This is a genomic window from Vibrio sp. KUL70 (assembly GCF_059725515.1).
The window spans coordinates 2,493,484-2,517,209 of sequence record NZ_AP045834.1 but is presented as its reverse complement, the minus strand read 5'-3'; the positions used below and the strand labels follow the sequence as shown (position 1 = coordinate 2,517,209).

The 23,726-nt window shown below is 46.2% G+C and carries 15 protein-coding genes; 3 read left to right on the top strand and 12 right to left on the bottom strand.

The genetic code is table 11. The features are described 5' to 3' along the window. Positions 1-16: 16 nt before the first annotated feature. From AC6I7V_RS11095 to hemL, 11 genes are all read right to left on the bottom strand, one after another. Complete coding sequence (locus AC6I7V_RS11095; RefSeq protein WP_255229962.1) at positions 17-886, bottom strand: glucosamine kinase nucleotide-binding domain-containing protein; 870 nt, start codon at positions 884-886, stop codon at positions 17-19. 1 nt (position 887) lies between these two features. Further along, the gene (locus AC6I7V_RS11090; protein WP_498010891.1) at positions 888-2,609 is read right to left on the bottom strand and encodes a glycoside hydrolase family 9 protein; all 1,722 of its coding nucleotides are present in this window, start codon (positions 2,607-2,609) and stop codon (positions 888-890) included. A gap of 119 nt (positions 2,610-2,728) precedes the next feature. Continuing rightward, on the bottom strand, positions 2,729-3,724 hold the full coding sequence (locus tag AC6I7V_RS11085) for an ABC transporter ATP-binding protein (RefSeq protein ID WP_150869238.1): 996 nt from the start codon (positions 3,722-3,724) through the stop codon (positions 2,729-2,731). An 84-nt stretch (positions 3,725-3,808) separates the two neighbouring features. Beyond that, positions 3,809-4,792 carry an ABC transporter ATP-binding protein gene (locus AC6I7V_RS11080; protein ID WP_261882056.1) on the bottom strand — a complete coding sequence of 328 codons (984 nt, stop codon included), beginning with the start codon at positions 4,790-4,792 and terminating at the stop codon, positions 3,809-3,811. 2 nt (positions 4,793-4,794) lie between these two features. Next, positions 4,795-5,820, bottom strand: coding sequence for an ABC transporter permease (locus AC6I7V_RS11075; RefSeq protein ID WP_255229966.1), 1,026 nt, complete (start codon positions 5,818-5,820; stop codon positions 4,795-4,797). A 2-nt stretch (positions 5,821-5,822) separates the two neighbouring features. Continuing rightward, complete coding sequence (locus AC6I7V_RS11070; protein ID WP_255229967.1) at positions 5,823-6,809, bottom strand: ABC transporter permease; 987 nt, start codon at positions 6,807-6,809, stop codon at positions 5,823-5,825. Between the two features lie 170 nt (positions 6,810-6,979). Then, on the bottom strand, positions 6,980-8,662 hold the full coding sequence (locus AC6I7V_RS11065) for an ABC transporter substrate-binding protein (protein WP_255229968.1): 1,683 nt from the start codon (positions 8,660-8,662) through the stop codon (positions 6,980-6,982). An 825-nt stretch (positions 8,663-9,487) separates the two neighbouring features. Beyond that, positions 9,488-12,877, bottom strand: coding sequence for a response regulator (locus tag AC6I7V_RS11060; protein ID WP_498010890.1), 3,390 nt, complete (start codon positions 12,875-12,877; stop codon positions 9,488-9,490). A 217-nt stretch (positions 12,878-13,094) separates the two neighbouring features. Continuing rightward, complete coding sequence (rsmC, locus tag AC6I7V_RS11055) at positions 13,095-14,117, bottom strand: 16S rRNA (guanine(1207)-N(2))-methyltransferase RsmC (RefSeq protein WP_261882054.1); 1,023 nt, start codon at positions 14,115-14,117, stop codon at positions 13,095-13,097. 90 nt (positions 14,118-14,207) lie between these two features. Then, complete coding sequence (locus tag AC6I7V_RS11050) at positions 14,208-15,293, bottom strand: AI-2E family transporter (RefSeq protein WP_255229972.1); 1,086 nt, start codon at positions 15,291-15,293, stop codon at positions 14,208-14,210. Between the two features lie 310 nt (positions 15,294-15,603). Further along, on the bottom strand, positions 15,604-16,893 hold the full coding sequence (gene hemL, locus AC6I7V_RS11045; RefSeq protein ID WP_255229973.1) for a glutamate-1-semialdehyde 2,1-aminomutase: 1,290 nt from the start codon (positions 16,891-16,893) through the stop codon (positions 15,604-15,606). Positions 16,894-17,190: 297 nt separating this feature from the next. Here hemL and erpA point away from each other — a divergent pair, with 297 nt between their 5' ends. The 3 genes from erpA (at position 17,191) to AC6I7V_RS11030 (ending at position 22,076) form a co-directional block, all read left to right on the top strand. After that, positions 17,191-17,532, top strand: a complete 342-nt coding sequence (gene erpA, locus AC6I7V_RS11040; protein ID WP_032551754.1) for an iron-sulfur cluster insertion protein ErpA — start codon at positions 17,191-17,193, stop codon at positions 17,530-17,532. A 318-nt stretch (positions 17,533-17,850) separates the two neighbouring features. Further along, entirely contained in the window at positions 17,851-18,960 is a 1,110-nt protein-coding gene (locus AC6I7V_RS11035; RefSeq protein WP_255229974.1) for an efflux RND transporter periplasmic adaptor subunit, read from the top strand. A gap of 11 nt (positions 18,961-18,971) precedes the next feature. After that, positions 18,972-22,076 (top strand): efflux RND transporter permease subunit, encoded by a 3,105-nt coding sequence (locus AC6I7V_RS11030; protein ID WP_498010889.1) that lies wholly within the window; start codon positions 18,972-18,974, stop codon positions 22,074-22,076. Positions 22,077-22,372: 296 nt separating this feature from the next. Here AC6I7V_RS11030 and shyC read toward each other — a convergent pair whose 3' ends face one another. Continuing rightward, complete coding sequence (gene shyC / locus AC6I7V_RS11025) at positions 22,373-23,662, bottom strand: peptidoglycan DD-endopeptidase ShyC (RefSeq protein WP_498010888.1); 1,290 nt, start codon at positions 23,660-23,662, stop codon at positions 22,373-22,375. Positions 23,663-23,726: the final 64 nt, after the last annotated feature.

Sequence of the window (23,726 nt, the reverse complement as noted above, 5' to 3'; positions counted from 1 at the left end):
TTCCCTGTTAAGTCTATTAGTACAAGTTGTGTTCGGGCTTTCCAGCAAACATCAATGCACCTTCGATGGCGTCGAATTGAGGCTGTACAACCCATTGCTGAACAACGGGAGAGAGCCAAGGCAGAATACGTTCAGCGATACTGCCCATTAGGCACACTTGATTGGCTCCTTTTCGGTGGAGGGCATTGATAAACATCTCGATGTCAGCTGCAGTTTGTTTGAGCATCTCAATCGCGAGCTCATCCCCTTCGTTAGCGAGTTGAAAAATCACCGGGGAAAACTGACCGTAGTCTTTTGGTATGGCGGTCTTTGACCATTCAACAATATTGTCGACGTCATTATCGAAGTGGTTCATGACGTGTTGGCACAGTGATGTTTTTGGGCGAATACCATCTTCCGCAAGCAGTACTTGCTGGATAAGTCTCAGTCCCATCACGGCACCACCACCTTGGTCTGAGATTGGGAACTCGCGACCACCAACGACGTGTTGATCCCCATCTTTTAGCAAGATCCCACATGAGCCTGTACCACCAATCATGATCGCGCCGTCTTGCCCGTTATGAGCACCAACACAAGCACCATAGGCATCGGTATTTAGGGTGATAGAGGCAAAAGGGTGGTCAATTTGCATAAAGCTCAACCAAGCCGCTTTTTGTTCAGCTCCTGCAAGTGCTAGTCCGACATGCATCTTAGAAAAGTCAGACTCCGTTAAACCGCCTTGTAGAGCTGCATCACGAATAGCAGCTACGATGGACGCCATCGCAATATCAGTACCAAGAAGAATATTGGCGCTGCCGCTTTTGGCTTCACCAATAAATTGGCCTTCAGTGTCACGGATTCGAGCTCGGCAAGAGGTGCCGCCGCCATCAATACCAACGTAGTACATGTTATTGCTCCCCTTGATTAACGGTGAAGTTAAACTGGGCGGCTGTTGCTAACAGATACCAAGTAGCATGAGGGATCCACTGCTCCCCCCAACGCCAGTTTTGCAGCATGTCGTCTTTCTGAGCGGGTGGATTAAAGGCGATATCTTCTTCGTCTTCAAAACCCGCAGTAATGCCATTACAAATACCGCCCTTGGCATTGAAAAAACCAAGTTGTGGCAGGTAGTCTGGGTTGTTGTGGCCGTGACCGTCTAGCATGCACATGTGGTAAGGGTTGAGACCTAAAATCCAGTCTAAACAGTTTTGAGATAGGGTAATCAGACGAGCTTTAAGTGCTTCGTTATGAATATACGGTTGAGCGAGTAATGCCATAGTCGCCAAAGAACCTAGGCGCGCATTCTCCCCCTGCCACCAATAGCCCGTTTCGTTGTTGTGAGCGACGAAGAAGGCGTCTCGCTTATCGCCGTCGACTGGTTTGACATATTGTCGAGGGTAGCCAAATGGGTTCGTGACTTTGTCGGTAATATTGACTTCAAATTGGCAGGCTTGCTCGACCACGAGACGTGCAGCTTGATGCTGCTGCTCATCCGGTTCTATAGCTAAGTATTCGCATAGAGCGATAACAGGCAATCCTGCTTCTGCAGCATGGAAATAGGGGCGCGAGCCGTCAGCAGTTGCAGACCAGAAATACTCAACGGTTTGATCTGACTGTTGGCGCTGGCTAAGGCGTTTAGTCCAGATTCTTGCCTCAGCAAGGTATTTAGAGTCTTTAGTTACGCGATAGAGTTCGCTTGCCGCTAATAGTGCGCAGTACTCATCGATGATGTTCTCTTCACCATCGTTGAGATAGAGGTGGTTGTACTCTTTTAGGTGCCAGTAGCCTTTTTCAGCAGTCTCTAAATAGGTTTGATTTGAGTACTCTCCAGAAACGTCCAGAGCAGAAGCACTCGCCAGCGCTGCGATAGCGACTCCAGCACCTTGGCGGAATCCGGCTTGAAAATCATCAGATTTGATACCTTCTTGCGTCGCGTAGGCGCAGATATCACGTTGGTTGATATCTTTGCTCCACTTGTCAAACACAGTCATGTAGAAGTAGCCGGCTGCATCTTGCATACGCACTAAGAAGTCGGCGCCAAATAGTGCCTCTTCCGTAAGGCGAGTTTGAGTGAACTTTTGGAATGCTTGATGATCCTGAGCTAAACGCAGCCCTTTGAGCATGTTCCAAACCACCATCGGGATCTGTTGTGGATTTAGGTAGTTTGCATAAGAGAGGTGACTAAAGTACTTACTGACGTCACCCGATGCGTCGTACCAACCACCGTGCACATCAACATAACGCTCAGTGCCCAGCAATTGAGCTTGTTTATCCTTCTTGTCGAAAATGCCACCACAGCGCTGTGATTTGAAGTAGTGCAGAACGTCAGAGAAGGTTCTCTGCATCAGTAGATTTACACCAATCTCGAAAACTTCTGAACGCAGATTTTCAAAGCGTAGGTAGTAACGCCCCGGCTGTGTCACTTCACTGAAATCAATCGTGAAGTAGTTTCCTGTGTGCCAGTTTGCAACTTGGCCGTGCTTAACCACATCAAAACTATCAACGGTGACATGATTATCTGCACACACCAACAGTACGGAGGTAGAGGAAAGACGAGCCTTGCGAGTTTGCAGTATCGCTTGCTTTGGCGCATTGGCTTCATAGCCGATGTGATTGGTGAGTAACAGCATCAAATGTCTCCGACAGTCCTAATTTCTATTGGCTAGGTACTAAATCTTTGGTTAAAAATGGTCGACGTTAAATGACCAGAGTGAAAAGGTTAGGGACAGTGCAGCCCCCAACCAACTTGTTAACTCTCGTGTAGGTAACAACGTACGAAGTGGTTTTCACCCAACTGAGTCACACCCGGTAACTGCTCTTTACACTTGTCAGTTGCGTGCGTGCAGCGACCAGCAAAAGGACAGCCTGCAGACTCAGGAGTCCACAGTGGAATTTCGCCTTTGTTGCCAGCCAATTTTTCATGGATTGATTTCTTTGGATCCGGAACTGCTGACACCAAAAGCTGGGTATATGGGTGTTGTGGGTTGGCGATGACCTCATCGGTATCTCCCCATTCCACCATGTGTCCGACATACATCACTGAAAGGTCTTCCGCGATGTAGCGAGCTGTCGCGATATCGTGGGTGATGTAAAGTAGCGACATCTCTTTCTCAAACTTCATCTCTTCCATCAGGTTGAGAACACCTGCACGGATTGATACGTCGAGCATTGAGGTTGGCTCGTCAGCTAGAACTACCTCGGCACCTACTGCGATGTTACGCGCCAGATTGACACGCTGACGCTGACCGCCAGACAGTTGGTGCGGGTACTTCTGAGCTGTCTCTTTTGGTGGGATCAAACCAACTTGCTCAAGAAGATCGTATACGCGCTCTTCTTGCTCACGCTTATTGCGAGGGTCCACTTTTTTGTGAATCAGCAGTGGGCGCAAAATATGGTGGAAGATGTTGTGAGTTGGGTTGAGTGAACCAAACGGGTCTTGCCATACCATCTGTACGCCTTCACGGTAGGTCATCAAATCACGCTTAGACGCGATAGTTTGGATATCACGACCTTTGTATTCGATAACGCCGTCAGTTGGCGCGTACATCTTAGCGATCATCTTCGCTGTGGTTGATTTACCTGAGCCAGATTCACCTACAACGGCGAGGCCACGGCTTTTATACATCTTGAATGACACGTCGTTGATCGCACGCATCATTGGAGTTTGAATTGTGGTGCTGCTTATTGGGAAGTCTTTGACGACGTTCTTACCTTCTACCAATAGTTGACCGTAATTTTTGCTCATAATTGTCTCCAGAATCCTTTATCGCTTTTTGCTTGCATGGCGGTTTGTCCGCCTTGTTGTATTGATGCTCTAAGAGCAGGCAAGCTAGAGCTTGGTATGTACTATTGGCTCACCATAAAGGTGGCAGTTTGAAAGATGCCCTGGTTCAATTGAGCGCAGTTTGGTTGGCACTTTCGTACAAGTTTCATGTACACGGTCACAACGAGCTTGGAAGCGACAACCTTCTGGTATTTCTAATAAGTTCAGAGGGTTACCAGGGATGCCTGCCAATTTCGTTTTTGGACCCGTCAAAGGAGGGAAGGAACTTCCCAGTCCTTTGGTGTACGGGTGGTAAGGGTTTTCTAGAATATCTTGTGAGTTCGCCACCTCGATCAGTTCACCTGAGTACATGATGCCGATACGGTCAGAGAACTCGACCATCAGCGACAAGTCATGGGTAATGAACAAGATAGAGAAACCGAACTCCTCTTTTAGCGCGTGGATCTTCTGTAGGATCTCGCGTTGTACTACCACATCGAGAGCCGTTGTTGGCTCATCCATGATGATCAATTTCGGATTCAGAGCTAATGCAATCGCAATCACCAAGCGCTGACGCATACCGCCAGAAAATTGGTGCGGGTAATCGCTAAGACGGCTAGGGTGGATATCAACGATCTCCAGCAGGCCTTCAGCGCGTTGTTTTGCTTGTTCACGAGTCATGTTAGTGTGACGCATAATCACGTCACAGAATTGCTCTTCCATTGGTAATACAGGGTTCAACGCGTTCATCGCACTCTGGAATACCATCGACATCTCGCTCCAGCGGAATGCCTGCATACGTTCGTCGCTATAATCTAAGATGTTCTCACCATTGAAGATAACTTCACCACCTGTGATAAACGCTGGCGGCTTGTGAAGGCGCATCAATGAGAACGCGACCGTTGACTTGCCACAGCCAGACTCTCCAGCTAGACCGAAGACTTCTCCGGGTGCAATGTCAAAGCTTACGTTGTTACAGGCGCGGACATCGCCCGCGTCTGTGATGTAATCTACGCAAAGGTTGCGGATAGAAATGAGTGGTGCTGTCATGATTATTTATCTCCGCTCCAAAGTGCATTTTGTGGTGGTAGTTCAGGCTCACGCTCTTGTTTGTCTTGCGCTGCAAGTTTCTTCCAGCGCTTCATGCCTTTGTGTGAACGCAGTTGTGGGTTAGCAATCTCATCAACAGCAAAGTTCAGTAATGCCAGGCCGGTGACAAGTAGCGTTAGCGCAATACATGGAGCTAGTAGTTCCCACCAAGCGCCAATCAGCATTGAAGAAGAGGCTTGTACGTTGTAAAGCATGATGCCCCAGCTCACGGTATTCGGGTCGCCAAGACCAAGGAAAGAGAGCGTCGCTTCCATCATGATTGCGTACATCACTGAGCCGATGAAGCTCGCGCCAACGATAGAGATTAGGTTTGGTAGAATTTCAACAAAGATGATTCGGAAAGAAGACTCACCCAATACCTCAGCAGCTTTAACAAACTCTTTTTCACGCAGAGCCAGCGTTTGTGAGCGGATAACCCTCGCGCCCCAAGCCCAGGACATAAAGCCGATCACTAAGGTGATGGTTAATGGGCCGGCCTCACCAATGAATGCTGCGACTACAAAGAGCAATGGGTATTGTGGAATAACCAGCATGATGTTCATCGCCGCGGTAAGAATGTCGTCAACGCGACCGCCGAAGTAACCTGCCGAAACACCGATTACCGTTGCGAGCAGACATACTGTGATACCTGCACCGAAACCTACTGCTAATGATACGCGCGCACCGTGGACTACTTGAGACCAAACATCTCGACCCATGCGAGTGGTTCCCAGTGCGTGGTCTGCCTTTTTAGACATGATCAGTGTACGGCGATCATCAGCTAGGTTGGTTGCTACCCAGCCATCAGGGTTAGATTGAGCTGACTTCACTACGAAGCTTGGGTATTCGTGCGGATTACCCGTACGTTTGTCTGGAGCGTGTTTTGCAATTAATGGTGCAAACAGCGCTGCTAAGATGAAGACACCAAGGATAATGACACCAGTGAGTGCCATCGGGTTGCGCCAAATGAGTTTTAGAAAGTCTTTCATGATTATTTACCACCCTTACGTAGACGAGGGTCAAGAACAACGTAAAGCATGTCAGCGACAAGGTTAAAGAACAGCATGAATAGCGTCATGATAAGCAGCTGACCTTGAAGAACTTGGTAGTCACGCGCGTTAATCGCATTGAACAGAACCGTACCAAGACCTGGGTAGTTGAAAATGATTTCGATGATGAGCTGACCACCGATAGCCATACCAAGGGACATTGAAAGTGCGGTTACACTCGGTAATAGTGCGTTACGTGCCGCGTAGTTGAAAACGACTCGGTTTTCACTCAGGCCCTTACCTTTAGCCATAGTGATGTAGTCTTCTGCAAGAAGGTTGATCATGTTGTTACGCATGTTGACTAGGAAGCCACCGATCTGAACCACAGATGCACAAAATAGAGGAAGAACAGCGTGATAAGCCATATCTTTAATAAATGCCCAGCTTGTCCAATCTGGCACTGTACCTGCAGTATATGCATAGCCAGTCGGGAACCACTTAAGGCCGATTGCGAAGGTGAACAGGGCAATCATTGCGATAACCACTTGAGGTACCGCTTGTAGAATCAGCATACCTGGGGTCACGAATGCATCGTATTTACTGCCACGCTTCCAAGCTGCGAAGATGCCTAGAATAGAACCTAGCGAGAACGATAGAACAACCGCAGTACCTGCTAGGAATAGAGACCAACCGAATGCGCCGCCGAGTAGCGAGTTTACAGACAGTGGGTAGAATTGAATTGAAGTGCCTAGCTCCCAGCTAAGGATGTTCTTCATGTAAGCAATGTATTGTACTAACAGACCGCCATCGACAAAGCCGAGTAGCTCTTTCATTGCTGCGATACGCTCAGGGGTTACCTGAACAGAAGCATTAGCGAACATCATCGTCACCGGGTCGCCCGGCATTGCTCGAGGAATTGCAAAGTTTAACGTCGCAGCAACTAATAGCGCGACAAAATAAAATGACAAACGTCTTAAAAAATAACCCATAACTCACACCTTACTCACCCAGATTGTTTCCCTGTTTCTGGATTCAGGTCGCTCCTAGCGAAAATTTGGAACGAGAAACCCCCTGACGACGAGCGCCATACTTTCAATTGAGAGTGTGGGGATTTTTATAAGCGGCGTAAGGAGTTACGCCGCAAGGATTGAACGACTGCTTATTGAACTGGTTTTAGGTCCAGTACGTGAAGTAGACGCTCTGGAATACCAGCCCAGATGTTTGGACGACCTTTTGGATTCTCTTCATTCCACCAACCAGTGAAGCGAGTTGTGTTGTATTGGTACATGTAAGCACCAGACATTACAGGAATCGTTACTTGGTCAGCTGCGATGATCTTCTGGATACCGTGAGCGATGTCTAGCTGTTCGTTCTTATCAGCCGTTTTGTAGAAGCTGTTTAGAAGACCGTCTAGCTTGTCGTTCTTGTAGAAGTGCATCGCGAAACGAGGCATACCGTCACCAGATTGCAGTGAAGAGTTATACGCGCTGTTCCAGTAAGTGTATGGATCCGCACCGTGGAAGTAGTTTGTGTAAGCTACGTCGTACGTGCCTTCAAGCATTGCTTGGTTGTACACAGAGAAATCTGGTGTACGAGCTTTTGCTTTGATGCCAACTTCGTTCAGTTGCTCAACAGCAAGTTGTACTGTGTTGTTGAAGTCAGTCCAACCGTTTGGCGATTGGATCAGTAGCTCGAAAGATTTGCCTGATGGTGTATCAACAAAGCCGTCGTTATTTACATCTTTGAAACCAGCGTCAGCAAGAAGCTTCTTCGCGCCTTCTACGTTGTACGTGTTGTACGCTTTGTACTTGTTGTGAGTCTTTTCGTCAGACCAAGCTTCAAATGCGTAGCCAAGACCTGATGCGAAGTCATTCACTGTACCGCCACCGTAGAATGCGATATCGATGATAGTTTGACGATCAAGAGCCATAGAGAATGCACGACGGAATTCAACGTTGTTTAGTGCTTCGTTCTTCGCAGCATCTGGGTGCTTGAAGTTCACAACAAATGCTTGAGTACCTGCTGGCGGGTACCAGTAGTGGTGCTTAGGACTTGCTGCTGCGTACGTACGGTCGATGTCTGGTACGAAAGAAGATGTCCAGTCCATTTCACCGTTAACCACTTTACCTAGGAATTGGTCGTTGTTTGCGATTTGTGGAACACGCAGACAGTCAACGTCTAGGTTGTCAGCATCCCAGTAGTTCGGGTTTTCACACTGAATGTAAAGTTGAGCTGTGAAAGTATCGATCTCAGTAAATGGACCAGAACCTACAGGGTTCTCATTGGTGAACGTTGCTGGATCTTTGATGTCTTTCCAGATGTGCTTAGGTACTACAGGTACTTTAGCAATCTCATAAGGCACGTTTGAGTTTGCTTCTGTTAGGCGGAACTTAACTTGGTAATCGTTAAGTTTCTCTACTGAAGTTACCCAAGAGTTGATACCAGATTGGTCAAGCTCTGGCTTCTCTTTTACAAGGTTGAAAGAAAAAACAACATCATCTGCTGAGAAGGTTTCACCGTCAGACCATTTAACACCTTTACGGATGTCGAACGTTACGCTCATTAGGTCGTCAGCCATTTTGAAGTTTTCAGCTAGACGGAATACTGGTGTGTTACCGTGCATTTCGTTGAAAACAACAAGTGGTTCGTATAAGAAGTCCGTCGTTGTATGTAAGTTCGTCGCACCTAGGTACGGGTTAAAGTTACGTACAAACGTTGTGTACTCTTTCGGGTGGATAGTCAGTTCGCTGCGTTCTGCAGCTGTTGCTACCGATGCAAAACCTGTAGTAGCAGTCGCAATAATTGCTGTTGCTAGTGCTGTTTTTTTTATATTGGCAAGCATAGCTGTTCCTTACTATTTGCTTTCATTTCACTAATGGATTGAATGTCATCTTTTGCTATTCGTAGATACACACTCTGTTCAAGGTCTACCTCTTTGTCATTGTTCCAAGAATCATCGCTGCTTCTATGAAGTGGAAAGAGTGGCCTGTAGACCTTTGGCACGAGTAAGAAAACACCTTATTCATGAATTAATCAAACTCGTTTCCCGTTAAAAACGTTAAAACTACAAATCGACACGTCATTAACGTTAAAAAATGCACTTTTGATGGATAAGTGTACAATTAATGCTTGGGTGATATGAGTCGCAGTTAATAACAGGTAGATAAATTTTGTAAGTAGTCACTTACTTTTTATGTCATTATTGACGGAGTTTTATAGCCTGTTTTCATATTTGTAGATCTCCATCACTTAGCCAAATAACGTTAAATTTCCACAAAAAATTAAATCTGCCGTTCTGTTGTGACTCGCTTCTCAAAGTCCAACAAATAGTCAAGCCAACACCTAGTAATGTATCAGTAGCGAAGAAATGCGCCCGATAATTAGCCACTTTCAACCGTTTGTATAACGTGATTTAGGGCTTGTTTTATATCTTTAAATAAGTGCTTTGTGAAGTGATTTAAGCGCTGCAGAAGGGATAGGTGTTTAGTGTATTAAAACCTCTTAAAGCGGCTATTGTGAACCGCCTGAGCACACAATATGACGATAGAAATGATTCCTAAGGGAATTAAGACTTGGAGAAGTGAGTTAAGGTTAATGAGTAGGTGGTAGGTGCTATAGGCATTAAAAAGCCCGCTGATGTAAGCGGGCTAGAAGAGTGAAGTTAACACTAGCTTGTGAGGAGCTTTTGTAGCTTATCTCGGAGCATCTCAATATGAGTTCTTTCCGGCGTTTGTTCTTTACAGTGATCCAGAATAAATTCAAGAGAGCTCAATACGGTGCGCCAGCGAGGTGTCTTAGGCAGAGTTTCTACGCGCAAGTACTTATCTAGTGTTCGGGTTTGCAATGTACTTCTGTCGAGATAGACACGCCATAAGCCACTCTTTTCAGCGAAGGCAAATTTACTTTCCCCGGTAACCGACTCCCAATAGGTAAGGGCGTTGGTCATGGCTTCAACAAGCACCTCTCGCATTAACTCTTGTTTATTCTTGCCTTCACCGGCAGCCTTGTCAGCAAGGCGAGTAAACTCGCCCCCCAGCTCTTTTAGTTGCTGCAGTTTGTCCTTGTCGCCTTCAAACGCATAGCTTGATAGCGCTTCTATGGCTGTTTCTAGGTCATTGATACGATTTGAGTTTACTGCACCACCGACATTGAAAATATACATGGTATCTAACCCTGAGCCTTCTGGGAGCTTGAGAATGTCACTTGACACTCGTTGGCGAGTATCACTGATGTAGACATCAATCTCGCCACAGTAGTGCGCTTGGTCTATGCGTAAGTACTTAGGGGCGATGATCTCATCAGCCATTGAGCGTTTGAGTTGCTCTTGGCTGCGTTTAAAGAGTTTAGCGGCAGCGTCATTCGCAAAGCGAATACGTTGGTCATCACGAATGCATATGATCGCTTCAGGCGCTGATTCTAATTGCTCAAGCAGTCGACCTTGGGTTTCAAGCAGGTTGGCTTCTACCATTGCGCGATGTTTCAACTCTTGTTGCAGTTGATCGTTCTCGATGCGTCTTTGCTCCGCTTTACTTGCTGATAAATGCGCCGTGATTCTCGCCGCTAGTTCCTGTTTATTAAATGGTTTTGATAGGTAATCATTAGCGCCAACCTCAAAGCCTCGTACGCGGTCTTCGGGTTGGTTCAATGCGGTCAGCATAATGATTGGCAATTGTGCGTGGTCATACTGCTTTCTTAGTGTTTCACATACTTGGTAGCCGCTCATACCCGGCATCATGATGTCGAGCAGTAACAGCTCTGGTTTCTCTTTTTCGATTAACTCAATGGTATCCGGACCATCGCAAGCGGTACGAACACGGTAGCCTTCTAGCTTTAAGAAGCTATCAAGTACGCGCAGGTTAACCGGTTCATCATCGGCAATCACTAATAGCGGGCCGTCTGGGTCTTCGTGGATCTCACTGTTATCTTGTTGGCTACTCTCTAGTACTTCTGGAGCTTGGAAGTGTGAGTAACTGCTAGATTCACTGTAGTGTTCAAGCTCTTCCGGTGTGGCGAGTGGTAAGGTGAAGCTGAATGTGGTTCCCACCATCGGCTGGCTGCTGACATAGAGTGAACCACCCATTAATTCAATCAATTGACGGCTGATCGATAACCCAAGCCCCGCGCCTTGTCGATATGAACTTGCTTCTTGCCCTGCTTGAATTAACGGTTCAAAAATATGTTCTAAATGCTCTGCTGGGATACCTTGGCCAGTATCGACTACCTGAACGCGAATATTGTCGTCAATGACACTCGCAGAGATGACGATTTTGCCCTCAGAGGTGTACTTAATGGCATTACCAACCAAGTTATACATCACCTGCTCTAGGCGTTGCGGGTCAGATGATACAAGACCTAAGTCCGTTGGAACTTGGTTGATGATACGAATGGGTTTACTGCCAAGTAGATGATGTGATAGCTCAAGTACCAAGCTGGTCGCAGCAGAGAGGTCAACAGCAGACTTTTTAATGTCTAAACTGCCATAACGCATTTTGTGATAATCAAGAAGGTCATCGACCAGTGTAGCGAGGCGCTGACCACTGTTGATGATGATATCCAGTTGGTATTTCTGGTTTGCTGGGATAGGGCCATTCGCGCCAGAGATTAATGCCTCCGCAATACCTACCATGCCGTGCAAAGGAGTGCGCAGTTCATGCGAGGTCGTAGCGAGGAATTCATCTTTGAGCTTGTTGGCGAGTTGTAACTCCTCGTTCTGCTTTTGGATGGTCTTGAGGTTATCTTCAAGCTCTTCATTTTGTGATTTGATTAAGCGCATCTTTTCACGAATGGAGCGCTGCATACGCTCAAAGCTTACCGCTAGGCGTCCTATTTCATCTTTTCGCTCGGTGTTGATCATCGCTTCATCAAGATCGCCTGCTGAGACTTTTTCGGCAGCCCAAGTGAGCTTAAGCAGGGGAGAAGTAATGAAATTAGACAGGTAATGAGATGCAACAAACACCAGTACGATAGCGGTTAACATCACGATGACGAAGATTTTTTCAAGCTGATGGATTCGAGCAAAGGCTTCTTTTTCTGGCAGTTCAACCACCAGCGCCCAGTTTGCGTAATCCAACTTGATTGGCGCGTATGCTGCAATAATGGCCTGATTCAAACTGTTGTTGAAAGTACCAACTGCCGTCTCACCTGCTAACGCTTTATCTATCACATCCAAGCTAAGGTCGATGGCTTGTTGAGAATGCGCCAGGCTTCTCGGGAGGTGGTCACTACCCACAAGAAGAGTCTGCATGTTTGAGCTCTTGTTGAGATCCGCAATCAGCTTAGTGATGCCGTTGATTGGCAGTCGGAACATTGCGTAGCTGTGTAAGTAACCTTGCTGAACAATAGGGGCACCTAGCCAAGCGCTCTGTTTACCGTTTTCGTCTAAGAAATCAGAAACGATCACTGGAGTGTAATCTTCGTTAATTTTGCGCTTTTCTGTTACGTCTTTAGCCAACTTTTGGAAAGTGAGCCCAAGGTTTGAATCTTTGTATTTGCCAGTGAGTAGATTAGTACCGTAGTTATCATGCTTAAATACCGAATAGGCCACATTGCCGTTGATATCGACTAGAAGAATATCGTCAAAATCGGCACGTTTGATCAGCTCTAGATAGGCATTGTGGTAGCGTTTATGAAGTAGGCGATAACGCTCACTGCCAACGTAGCTACTCGACTCCGGTAAAATTGACGTTTTTACCTCATTACCCGAACCTTGAATATAGCGTTGTTGCGCATTGCTACGTGCTTCTTCGATGTCTAAGCCGAGGCGTTGAAAAGCATTAATAAGGCCATAGAAACGCCCACCACTGGCGATAGCCAACTCTGAACGGACAAAACCAATCACTTGAGACTCTTGAGCTTCTAGGTAATCAATGATCTGTTGCTGTTTGGTATCACGAACTGAGACTAAATAGGAGGTACTCTGCTCTTGCAGATCTTGACTATGAGATTGGAGGAAAAAGACTGCGATAAGAGTAACAGGAGTCAGACTTAACACGAGAAACGCTAGCATGAGCGTACTTTGAAGGCGCTTAAACTTCTGCTTTCGATAGAATCTAAACATAAATTAGGGACTACTTCCTTGAATGTACTTCTGAAATCACTTGAAAATTGAGTACAAAGAATAGGTTGAGTGGTTTCTAATTTAACGAAATTAACGAGTTTTTTTACTTTGACAAGTAAGTGCTATTTAAAGCGTGTGCAGTCGCGCAAATTTACTAAAATTTGCGAGTAATTTGAGCGGAAAGTGCAGGCATTATCCTGCACTTGGAAGAGGTCGGTTATTTCGCTGCGTGATAGATAGCGAATTTTGTAGTCTTATTTAGAGTCGCGCATTTACCAAAGGCTTGCTCAATAATGGGTGGATATTTGAGGAAGCTGTTAGCCACAATGATTATTTCACCTTGAGCGTTCAGATAGCTTGGCGCATCGGCCAATAGTGTTTCTGTTGCGCTGTAGCTTGTGTCTAGACCTGAATGGAAAGGCGGGTTACTGATAATGAAGCGATAGTCCTTTGATGTGTCAGAGTAGACATCTGAAGCGAATACTCTGCCGTTTAGCCCATTGGCTGCCAATGTTGCTTTGCTTGATTCCACAGCAAAAGCACTGATGTCACACATCTCTAGCTCGATCTCTGGGTTACGCGAAGCCATTACAGCGCCAAGCACACCTGCACCACAACCAAAATCAAGCACCTTACCGTTTAGGCTTGGTAGTGTATCCAGCAGTAATTGGCTGCCGATATCAAACTCACCGTGGCTGAATACGCCGGGCAAGCTCTTAACGGTAAGTGATTGCTCACCAATGTTTACCGAGTAGGTTTTAAACCAGTCTTGAAGATTGAATGCTGGTGCTTGCTCTAGACATTGACCCCAATAGAATGAACAGCGGCGCGCGGAATCATATTTAACGACATTGCCGTATGTCTTGAACATCTTCTCGATACTCTTCACACCAGAGCGGTTTTCACCGACAACTACAATTTCAGTATCTTTACCTAGCTTCGCCATCAACATCGCCAATAAGAACTCTGCTTCCGCTTTGGCCTTCGGCCAGTACAGTAGAACGAGGTCTGCCTGAGTCTCTTCAGTGAACTCGGCACCGTAGAAACGTTGAATGGTGTGACAGTTTTCTAACTGACGGTAATAGCTGTAGTTTGAGGTAAATACCGATACCGACTCACAGTGCTTAGCCAATTCAACAGGGAAGAGGTCCTCCGCTTCACCAGCAACCAGAACATGTTTGCCTTCAAAGTAGGCGAGTTGGCGTTGAGCGATTTGACTTGGGGCGATATAGGCAGACATAGGGGCTCTCTGTTGAATCGTTAGCAAAAATAGGGGCGGATTTTCGCATAATCCGCCCTAAGCTTGAAGTTTTAATCGTCGCTAAGCTGATTATCTATTGTCTTGTCGATCGAGGAAGTCTTTAAACTCTTCATCGTAGATATTGAACAACACGATAGTAATCGCAAAGATCAGTGGACCGTAAATCAGACCGATAAGACCGAACAGTTGAATACCACCTAATAGTGAGAAAAAGATCATCAACGTATTCATACCTGCGCTGCCTTGCATCAAGAGTGGACGAAGCAGATTGTCAATCGAACCCACAACTGCGACACAGTAAACCGTAAGGAAAATAGCCCATGTAGTATCACCGGTTAGGAATAAGTAAACTGCGGCCGGAACCCAAATCAGTGCAGTACCAACGACCGGAATGAATGAGGCAAAGCCCATCATGGTGCCCCAAAATAGCCCAGGGAATCCTGCAATCCACATGCCTAAACCACCGGCAAAACCTTGCGCAATCGCAGTTAAAAATGAGCCCATAACTGCGGATTTAGAAACCTGTTCGATCTCTTCAAGCAACTTGTCTTCTTGACTGCGAGACAGAGGCAATATGTGGCGAACCACAGTGATGATCTTGTCGTGGTCGCGCAGTAGGAAGAACAGCACAAATAACATTAAGAAGAAGTCCATTAGGAAATTGGTCGCATCGCCTAAAATCTTGGCACTGATACCAACCAGTTTAGAGCCAAAGCTGGTGGCGAACTCGCCGACTTTCTTCGCAATAGCTTGTGGTTCAATCTTATCGAATGGCAGGTAGTCATTGATAAAAGCCAGTGCTTTAATCACCAATGGATGTTCAAACAGAGTTTGGATACCACCGTGCGTGACCCATTGATAAGTGTTTTGCGAGAACAACGAACCTTGCTGAACAATCGCAGCAAAGACAGCAAGCAAAGGGATCACAATGATGAACGTGAGAATAATGCACGAGAGTAGAGAGACTAGGTTGGCTTTATTGGGAAGTTTTTTCTCAAGCCATTCGTGGATAGGAAACATGAGTAGCGAGATGATGAACGCCATCACGATCGAATTGACGTAAGGTTCAATCAACAGATAACAGGCATACGCCGCCGCAAGTAGGGCAACAATAATCACCCAATGACTTGAGTTAATTTTGATCTTTTCTGACACGGTAATGGTCTCTATGTTTGCTAACTCAGTTTATAATGGCTGCAAAACAGAGAGTTAGCAATCAGGAGTTTTCATTATGGGGTGTTGCAATAACGACAATAAATGCCAAGAGAATGAACAGCAAGCTAAAAAAGCGATCCCGTGGTTTCGAATGTTGCTTGGCACCTTAATGCTATTGATGTTTCTATTTTGGGAGCGTTGATTGGAAGTCGCAAAAGGTGAGAAGTTTTTTGTCACTCTAGATTTGCTTGAAAAAGAAAAGGCTGCACAATGCAGCCTTTATAAAACAATGTGTTAAAGCTACATCGCTTTACTCTGCAGCAAGGATTGCAAAACAGCGGTCAGCCGCTTCTAGTGTTGCGTCGATCTCTTTTGAACCGTGAGCTAGCGATGTGAAGCTTGCTTCGAATGCTGAAGGTGCAAGGTATACACCGTGATCTAGCATTAGGTGGAAGAAGCGCTTGAAGCGTTCTACATCACACTTAGTTACATCTTCGTAGCAGGTCACCGTTTCTTGTTCAGTGAAGAAGAAACCAAACATACCGCCAACTTGGTGAACCAGTAGAGGAATACCGTGCTTGTCAGCAAGTTGCTTGAAGCCATTCGCTAGTTGCTTAGTTTTCGACGCTAGACGTTTCTCATTACCTTCTTCACGTAGAAGGTTCAGACATGCATAGCCCGCAGCCATTGCTACAGGGTTACCTGAAAGAGTACCCGCTTGGTAAACTGGGCCCGTTGGTGCGATGTATTGCATCACGTCTTTACGACCACCAAAAGCACCTACAGGCATACCGCCACCAATCACTTTACCAAGACACGTTAGGTCTGGTTTGATGTTGTAGTAAGCCTGCGCACAGCCTTCAGCAACACGGAAACCTGTCATCACTTCATCAAAGATAAGTAGTGCGCCTTCTTGGTCACAGATCTCACGTAAACCTTCGTGGAAGCCTTCTACTGGTGGAATACAGTTCATGTTGCCCGCTACAGGTTCAACGATGATACAAGCGATCTCACCTTTGTTTGCTTCGAATAGCTCACGTACAGAGTCTAGGTTGTTGAATGTTGCCGTTAGTGTGTGCTTAGCGAAGTCTGCTGGTACGCCTGGAGAGCTTGGTTGACCTAGAGTCAGAGCGCCAGAACCTGCTTTTACAAGAAGGCTGTCTGCGTGGCCGTGGTAGCAGCCTTCAAACTTAAGAATTTTGTCACGACCAGTAAAGCCACGAGCAAGACGAATCGCACTCATTGTTGCTTCAGTACCAGAGCTCACCATACGTAGCTGTTCCATTGAAGGAACCATCTCAGATACCAGTTCAGCCATTTTGATTTCAGTTTCTGTTGGAGCACCAAAGCTAAGACCGCGTTGAGCCGCTTCGATAACTGCATCACGGATAACCGCGTGGTTGTGACCAAGGATCATTGGACCCCAAGAACCAACGTAGTCGATATATGCTTTACCATCAGCATCAAAAATTAGCGGGCCATCAGCGCGCTCGATGAAGATTGGAGAACCACCTACACCGTTGAATGCACGTACAGGAGAGTTAACGCCACCCGGAATAGTTTGCTGTGCTTTTTGGTACAGCTCTGCTGATTTGGTCATTGATATATCCTCTTTTGACTGTCGGGACCAATTGGCTCGCATTGTACCTATCCGTAAACCAACTAGGAATGGTTTCGCTGAGATAATCGCCCGAATCTGGTGGTTTTGAGGGGTGAAGCGGCCAATTTATTTTTATTTGATGAGTTTTTAGCAGGAAAAGCGGCGATCAGATGGTGAATACTTGAACGTTTCAGTCAGGTATTGGATAATCAACGCAGTAGAAAAATAAATTCAACAACTATGATCTCGAACTCGATTTGTATCATGTTGTTTTTGACACAGGTAAGAGAGGTTGTCGTGAGCGAAGCAAATATTCCATTGTCTTTTTCTGATGCAGCAGCTACCCGCGTACAAACGCTGATTGCTGAAGAAGAAAACCCAGATCTAAAACTGCGTGTATACATTACCGGTGGTGGTTGTAGCGGTTTCCAATACGGCTTCACATTCGATGAAAAAGTAAATGATGGTGACATGACTATTGAAAATAGTGGTGTAACGCTAGTGGTTGACCCAATGAGCCTTCAGTACCTGATTGGCGGTGTTGTGGATTACACAGAAGGGCTTGAAGGTGCACGCTTTTTTGTAAACAACCCAAATGCAACAACAACTTGTGGTTGTGGTGCGTCGTTCAGCGTGTAAAAGCTGACAAAAACGTATTGTTTTATAGAAACGCTGAACTTAGGTTCGGCGTTTTTTTGTATTTTTATCTTAGTCGTTGGCACATTTACTAATGAATTCTGAGAGGGGGGATGCTCGGGTTTTAAGCTAAGTTGTTGTCTTTAAAAGAACTAGCTTTGTTTTCTATTGAACGACATGTTGAATAAAGTGTCGGTCCCATCGAATTTTACCTTTTTCGGGTCTGTTATGGTTGTAGGTGTGTATCAGGAAGTTGCACATGCTTAAATGAACTCAGTTTCTCTCTCAATCATCAGGTTATAAATAGTAAAAGGACGTGTTATGCCTAGCCGATTCTCCCGTATTGGGTTCTCCTTTTGGTCAAAGCAACCTTGGTTGGTATCTCTGTTTTTGGTGCTGCTACTATCTGCATGGTTAGGATTAGGTGTTGGGCAAGCTGAAGAGCCAACGTCCTCAGCGAACACAGAGGTTCCACTCGCCAAAGTCTCCTTTCAAACCTTTGATGCCTCACCCACTTACAAAACGATTGATTTGTATGGTAGAACAGCCCCAGATCGACATGCGCGTTTAGGTGCAGAGATCGCAGGAAAAATCGTTACACTCAATATTACGAAAGGTGATGTGGTCGAAGCGGGTCAAGCGATCGCGCAGATAGACAAAGCTGACTTAGGTATTCAATTAGAGCGAGCTTCAGCACTGTATCGCTTGAAGCAGAAAGAGTTTAAGGCTGCGCAGTCTTTGAAAAAGCGTGGCCTACAAGGTGAGATTGCCTACACCACCGCAGAAGCTGCACTGACCGAAGCAAAAGCCATGAAGAGTAATGCTGAGTTAGCCCTGCGCAATACGGTGATTCGTTCACCTTTCTCTGGCATTGTGCAGGAGTTACACGTTGAAGTTGGCGACTTCGTTGGGGTTGGCGATCCGGTTGCTGGTGTTATTGACCTCGACCCACTGGTGATTGAAGCCGATGTGAGTGAACGTCACATTCAACAACTGCAATTAGGTCAAGCGGCTAACGTTCGCTTGTTAGGGCATCAAAGTGTGGAAGGCAAGCTTCGCTATATCTCACGCATATCGACAGCGTCGACCAATACATTCCCAATTGAGATTGAAATCCCAAACCCGCAGCGCAGTTTGCCAGCTGGCGTCAGTGCAGAGGTTTCTCTGAATCTAGAAAGCAAGCTAGCGATCAAAGTGACACCTGCGATGTTGGCTCTCGATGATGCGGGCAACCTAGGTGTGAAAACCTTAGTAGCGTCTGATGATGCCAAGGTCGTCAAGTTTGTTCCAATTCAGTTAGTGAAAGCAGAACAAGATGGAGTTTGGCTTGCTGGACTAGGTGAGACAGTGGATATCATTACCGTTGGACAAGGTTTTGTCCGTGATGGTGATAACGTGATTGCCACAGAGCAACCAACAGCAGCGAACTAGGAGATAACGTCATGTATTCATTGATTGATGCTGCGATGTCTCGTTCGCGAACCATGCTGTCACTGCTGCTGTTTATTTTGGTCGCGGGCATCGGGACTTATATTACGATCCCCAAGGAGTCGAGCCCAGATATTACCATCCCAATCATCTATGTTTCTGTCGGCCACCAAGGTATTTCCCCAACCGATGCCGAACGCTTGTTAGTTCGACCAATCGAGCAAGAGCTGCGCTCGATTGAGGGTGTAAAAGAGATGACGGCCACTGCTTCTGAAGGCCATGCCTCAGTGGTGTTGGAATTTAATGTCGGGGTTGATCTCACCAAGGCAATGGCAGACGTGCGAGATGCGGTCGATCTTGCCAAACCTAAGTTGCCGGAAGACAGTGATGAACCAACCGTTAATGAGGTGACTTTGGCCTCAGAGCAACCCGTACTTTCCGTGGTTTTGTATGGCACGGTGCCCGAGCGCACTATCGTTCAGATTGCTCGTGAATTGGGGGACAAGCTAGAGAGCTATCGCCAAATACTCGAAGTGGATATTGCTGGTGACAGAGAAGATATCGTCGAAATCATTGTTGATCCCCTGCTTATGGAGAGCTACAGCTTAGATCAAGCGGATATCTATAACTTGATCGCACTGAATAACCGCGTCGTAGCCGCTGGGTTTGTGGATACCGGTTATGGTCGGTTCTCGGTCAAAGTTCCTTCGGTGTTTAATTCTTTGAAAGATGTGCTTGAGCTGCCAATCAAAGTTGACGGTAAACAGGTTGTCACTTTTGGCGATGTAGCCACGGTAAGGCGTGCCTTTCGCGACCCTGAAAGCTTTGCTCGTTTAGATGGTAAATCTGCCGTAGTATTAGATATTAAAAAGCGTGCCGGCGAGAATATTATTGAGACGGTAGAGCTGGTTAAGGCCGTTGTTGGTGTTGCTCAGCAAAGAGTAGAATGGCCAAACAACTTATTGGTTAAGTTCACTTGGGATGAGTCGAAAGACGTCAAGATCATGCTTAATGATCTGCAAAACAACATCCTCTCCGCCATTATTTTGGTGGTGATCGTAATCATCGCGATCTTGGGTGTTCGCACTGCGTTGTTGGTCGGTATCTCTATCCCCGGATCGTTCTTGACTGGGTTACTGGTGTTATCGGTGTTTGGTTTAACCGTCAATATCGTGGTGTTGTTCTCATTAATCATGGCCGTCGGTTTGCTGGTGGATGGTGCGATTGTTGTCACCGAGTTTGCTGACAGAAGGATGCAAGAGGGTGAAGCAAAGAAAACGGCTTACCAAGCGGCAGCGAAGCGCATGGCATGGCCAATCACAGCTTCCACAGCGACGACTTTAGCTGCATTTGCTCCGCTGCTGTTCTGGCCAGACGTGACTGGCGAGTTCATGAAGTACTTACCACTAACCTTGATAGCAACCTTGTTTGCTTCTCTGTTGATGGCACTGTTGTTTGTTCCTGTGTTGGGAGGGTTGATTGGTAAACCACAGTATGTCTCTGCTTCTAATCAATCTCGAATGGTCGCTCTACATAATGGGGACTTCTCACAAGCGACAGGGATAACCAAGCTCTATTACCACACCCTCTCTATAGCGATTCAACATCCACTCAAAATCTTGTTGAGTGCGATCTTGCTCTCGATCGCCGTTGGTTTTTCTTATGCGAAAGCGGGACTTGGGGCCGAGTTCTTCCCTGAGGTTGATCCCCCGTTTTTCAACGTTAAAGTGCGATCGCATGGTGATCTCTCGATTCAAGAAAAAGACGTCATCATGAGAGATATTGAGCAGATGATGCTTGGCCATGAAGAGTTCGACAGTGTTTATACGAGAACAGGGGGAGATGATCAGATCGGTCTTATTTCGATTACGCCTGTCGATTGGCAGTATCGTCGTAGTGTTAAAGCGATCATTGAAGAGCTAAAAGTTCAAACTGACCAATACCCAGGTGTCGAAATCGAGTTTAAGTTTCCGGATGCAGGTCCTCCAGTAGAGAATGACTTGGTGATTGAGCTCTCGGCCAAAACACCACAGCAGTTAAATCAAGCTGCTAAAATGGTTCGCTCGTGGGCAGATGCCAGTCCTGCTTTGACCAACATTAGCGACACTAGCAGTAAAGATGGTATTGATTGGAAAGTGGATATCAGGCGTGATGATGCGGCGCGCTTTGCTGCCGACGCCACTCTTGTCGGAAATACGGTTCAGTTTGTCACCAATGGGCTAAAGATTGGGGACTACTTACCTGATGACTCTTCGGAAGAGGTCGATATCTTAGTTCGTTATCCAAATGATAAGAGAGATATTGGTCGCTTCGATCAACTCAGAGTCAAAACGCCTGCAGGTCTGGTCCCTATCACCAATTTCGCTCAGATTGTACCCGACCATAAGCAAGACACCATTAAGCGCCTAGATGGGAAACGAGTGGTCAACGTGTTGGCTGATATGAAAGAAGGGTTCAACCTTGCGCTAGAGCTACCTAAGATTGAACAAGCGTTAAGTGAGTTGGGCTTGCCCAATGGCGTTGAGTTTCGTATTCGTGGTCAGAATGAGGAGCAAGAGAACTCATCAGCATTTTTGCAAAGTGCGTTCATGGTCGCGTTGGCGGCAATGGCCTTGATTCTCATCACTCAGTTCAATAGCTTCTATCAAGCCTTCCTTATCCTCAGTGCGGTGCTGTTCTCGACTGTGGGTGTGTTTATGGGATTACTGATATTCCAGCGTCCTTTTGGAGTGGTGATGTCCGGCATTGGGGTGATCGCATTGGCGGGTATCGTGGTGAACAATAATATTGTACTGATTGATACCTACAATCAGCTGGTCAAGCGGGGGCTAGACAAGCGAGACGCGATTTTAAGAACCGGTGTTCAGCGTCTAAGGCCGGTAATGCTAACAACCGTAACAACCATTTTGGGCTTGATGCCGATGGTGCTTGAGATGAACATCGACTTAATCAATCAGAAGATCGAGTTCGGCGCACCGAGTACCCAGTGGTGGTCGCAATTGGCAACCGCAATTGCTGGAGGTTTGGCATTTGCGACGGTTTTAACCTTGGTGCTTACACCTTGTTTGTTAATGCTAGGTAGAGATAAAAACAGACAGAGCACCAGCGCAGATGAATAATACCAATCACAGTAAATAAGTGATCAAAAATAGCGCAGGAAAAAGGCTTGAGAACAAGGCTGCTTTTCTGCAACAGAGAGTTTCGATAAATAGTTATTCTACAATCAAAAATTCTAACGCAGTTATCGAGCATTTTAACAAGCTAGGGTGAGCAATTATTTACTACGATTGGTATAAACTCAACAGTAAAAACTAGGTACGATAGATAAAACAAAGAGCACCCCAAAGTGCTCTTTGTCTTTTTATGTTGTTCAACGTTTTTGCTTACACAGAGTTCGAAGTGATAAATGAAAACGTTAGTTAGTGGCCAGTAGTTGGCTATACCGGTCTAACTTTTCCAGGCGTCGCTTCGAGTTAGCAATGAAGGTTGCTTTCGCTTTACCAGTCAGCGATTTAGACTGCGGTAGCTTCACAGTACGTGCGTTCTTGTGCACGCCATTAACTAAAAATTCGTAGTGAAGGTGTGGGCCGGTAACTCGACCTGTACCACCCAAGGTACCGATAGTTTGGCCTTGTTTCACTCGCTGCCCTGTTTTCACTAAGCGTTTCTTAAGGTGCAGGTACTTGGTTAGGTAAGTATTACTGTGTCGAATAAAGACATAGTTACCGTTGAATTGGTTGTAGCCCGACTTCTGAACAATACCATCGCCGGCAGCCCAAATCGGTGTACCCACAGGCGCGGCATAGTCGGTGCCTCTGTGTGGGCGTACTTTACCGGTGACTGGGTGCTTACGACGAGGGTTAAAGTTCGATGTTACGCGTCTAAAATCGACTGGAGAGCGGAGAAAGGCTTTTTTCATCGCTCGCCCTTGATCGTCATAGTAGTTTCCCGTCTTGTCATCAAGAATCGCGGTAAAGGTGTCGCCTTGGTTCTTGAAAATCGCAGCGGTGATCTTGCCGCGACCAATCACTTCACCCTCAACCACTTTTTCTTGGTACAGGATTTTAAAGCTGTCGTTTTTGCGAATGTCTAATGCAAAATCGATATCCCAACCAAAAATACCCGCAAGCTCCATGATTTGGTTGGCGGTTAAGCCCGCGCTAATGCCTGCGTTCCAGAAGTTAGAGGTGATGTCTGCTTCCGCGTAGTTGTATTGGTAAGCGACCTCTTTTTTATCAAAGCTTGAGGTGTAGCTGTCACCTGACTTGGTGATCTTAAAGCTCTCGAAGGCACTGAGTTGCCTTTTTAGCTGGATTAGGTCGTTGTTTTCATCAAAACCAAACTGCAAAACATCGCCAGGCTTAAGATTCGAGAGTTGTTTGTTGATGTCTTTGTTGGTGTTAAGCAGTGTAATTAAGAGCCGATAGGAGAGACCAATACGCTCGAACAGCACTGAGGTGCTTTCTCCAGAACGAACCGTGTACTTCTCCCAGTTGAGTACCGCTGTAGGTACATGTTCTTCATTGCTGACCAGTGCAGCAGCGTTGATGGTGAGGGGGTAATGTTTGCCAATAACGAGAGAGTCACTTTTATCACGCAGAGAACTGACATCGGGCAGAAGAAAAAGGGCAACGAAGATTACAGCACTAAAAAATGCAATAAAGACCCGGTGCAATATAGGAAGGCGTGCAAAAATAGACAACATGTTCCGGTTCGTATAGTAAAAATTAATAAAATAGACGGCTGAATAGTGTAACTGGTTTCAAAAT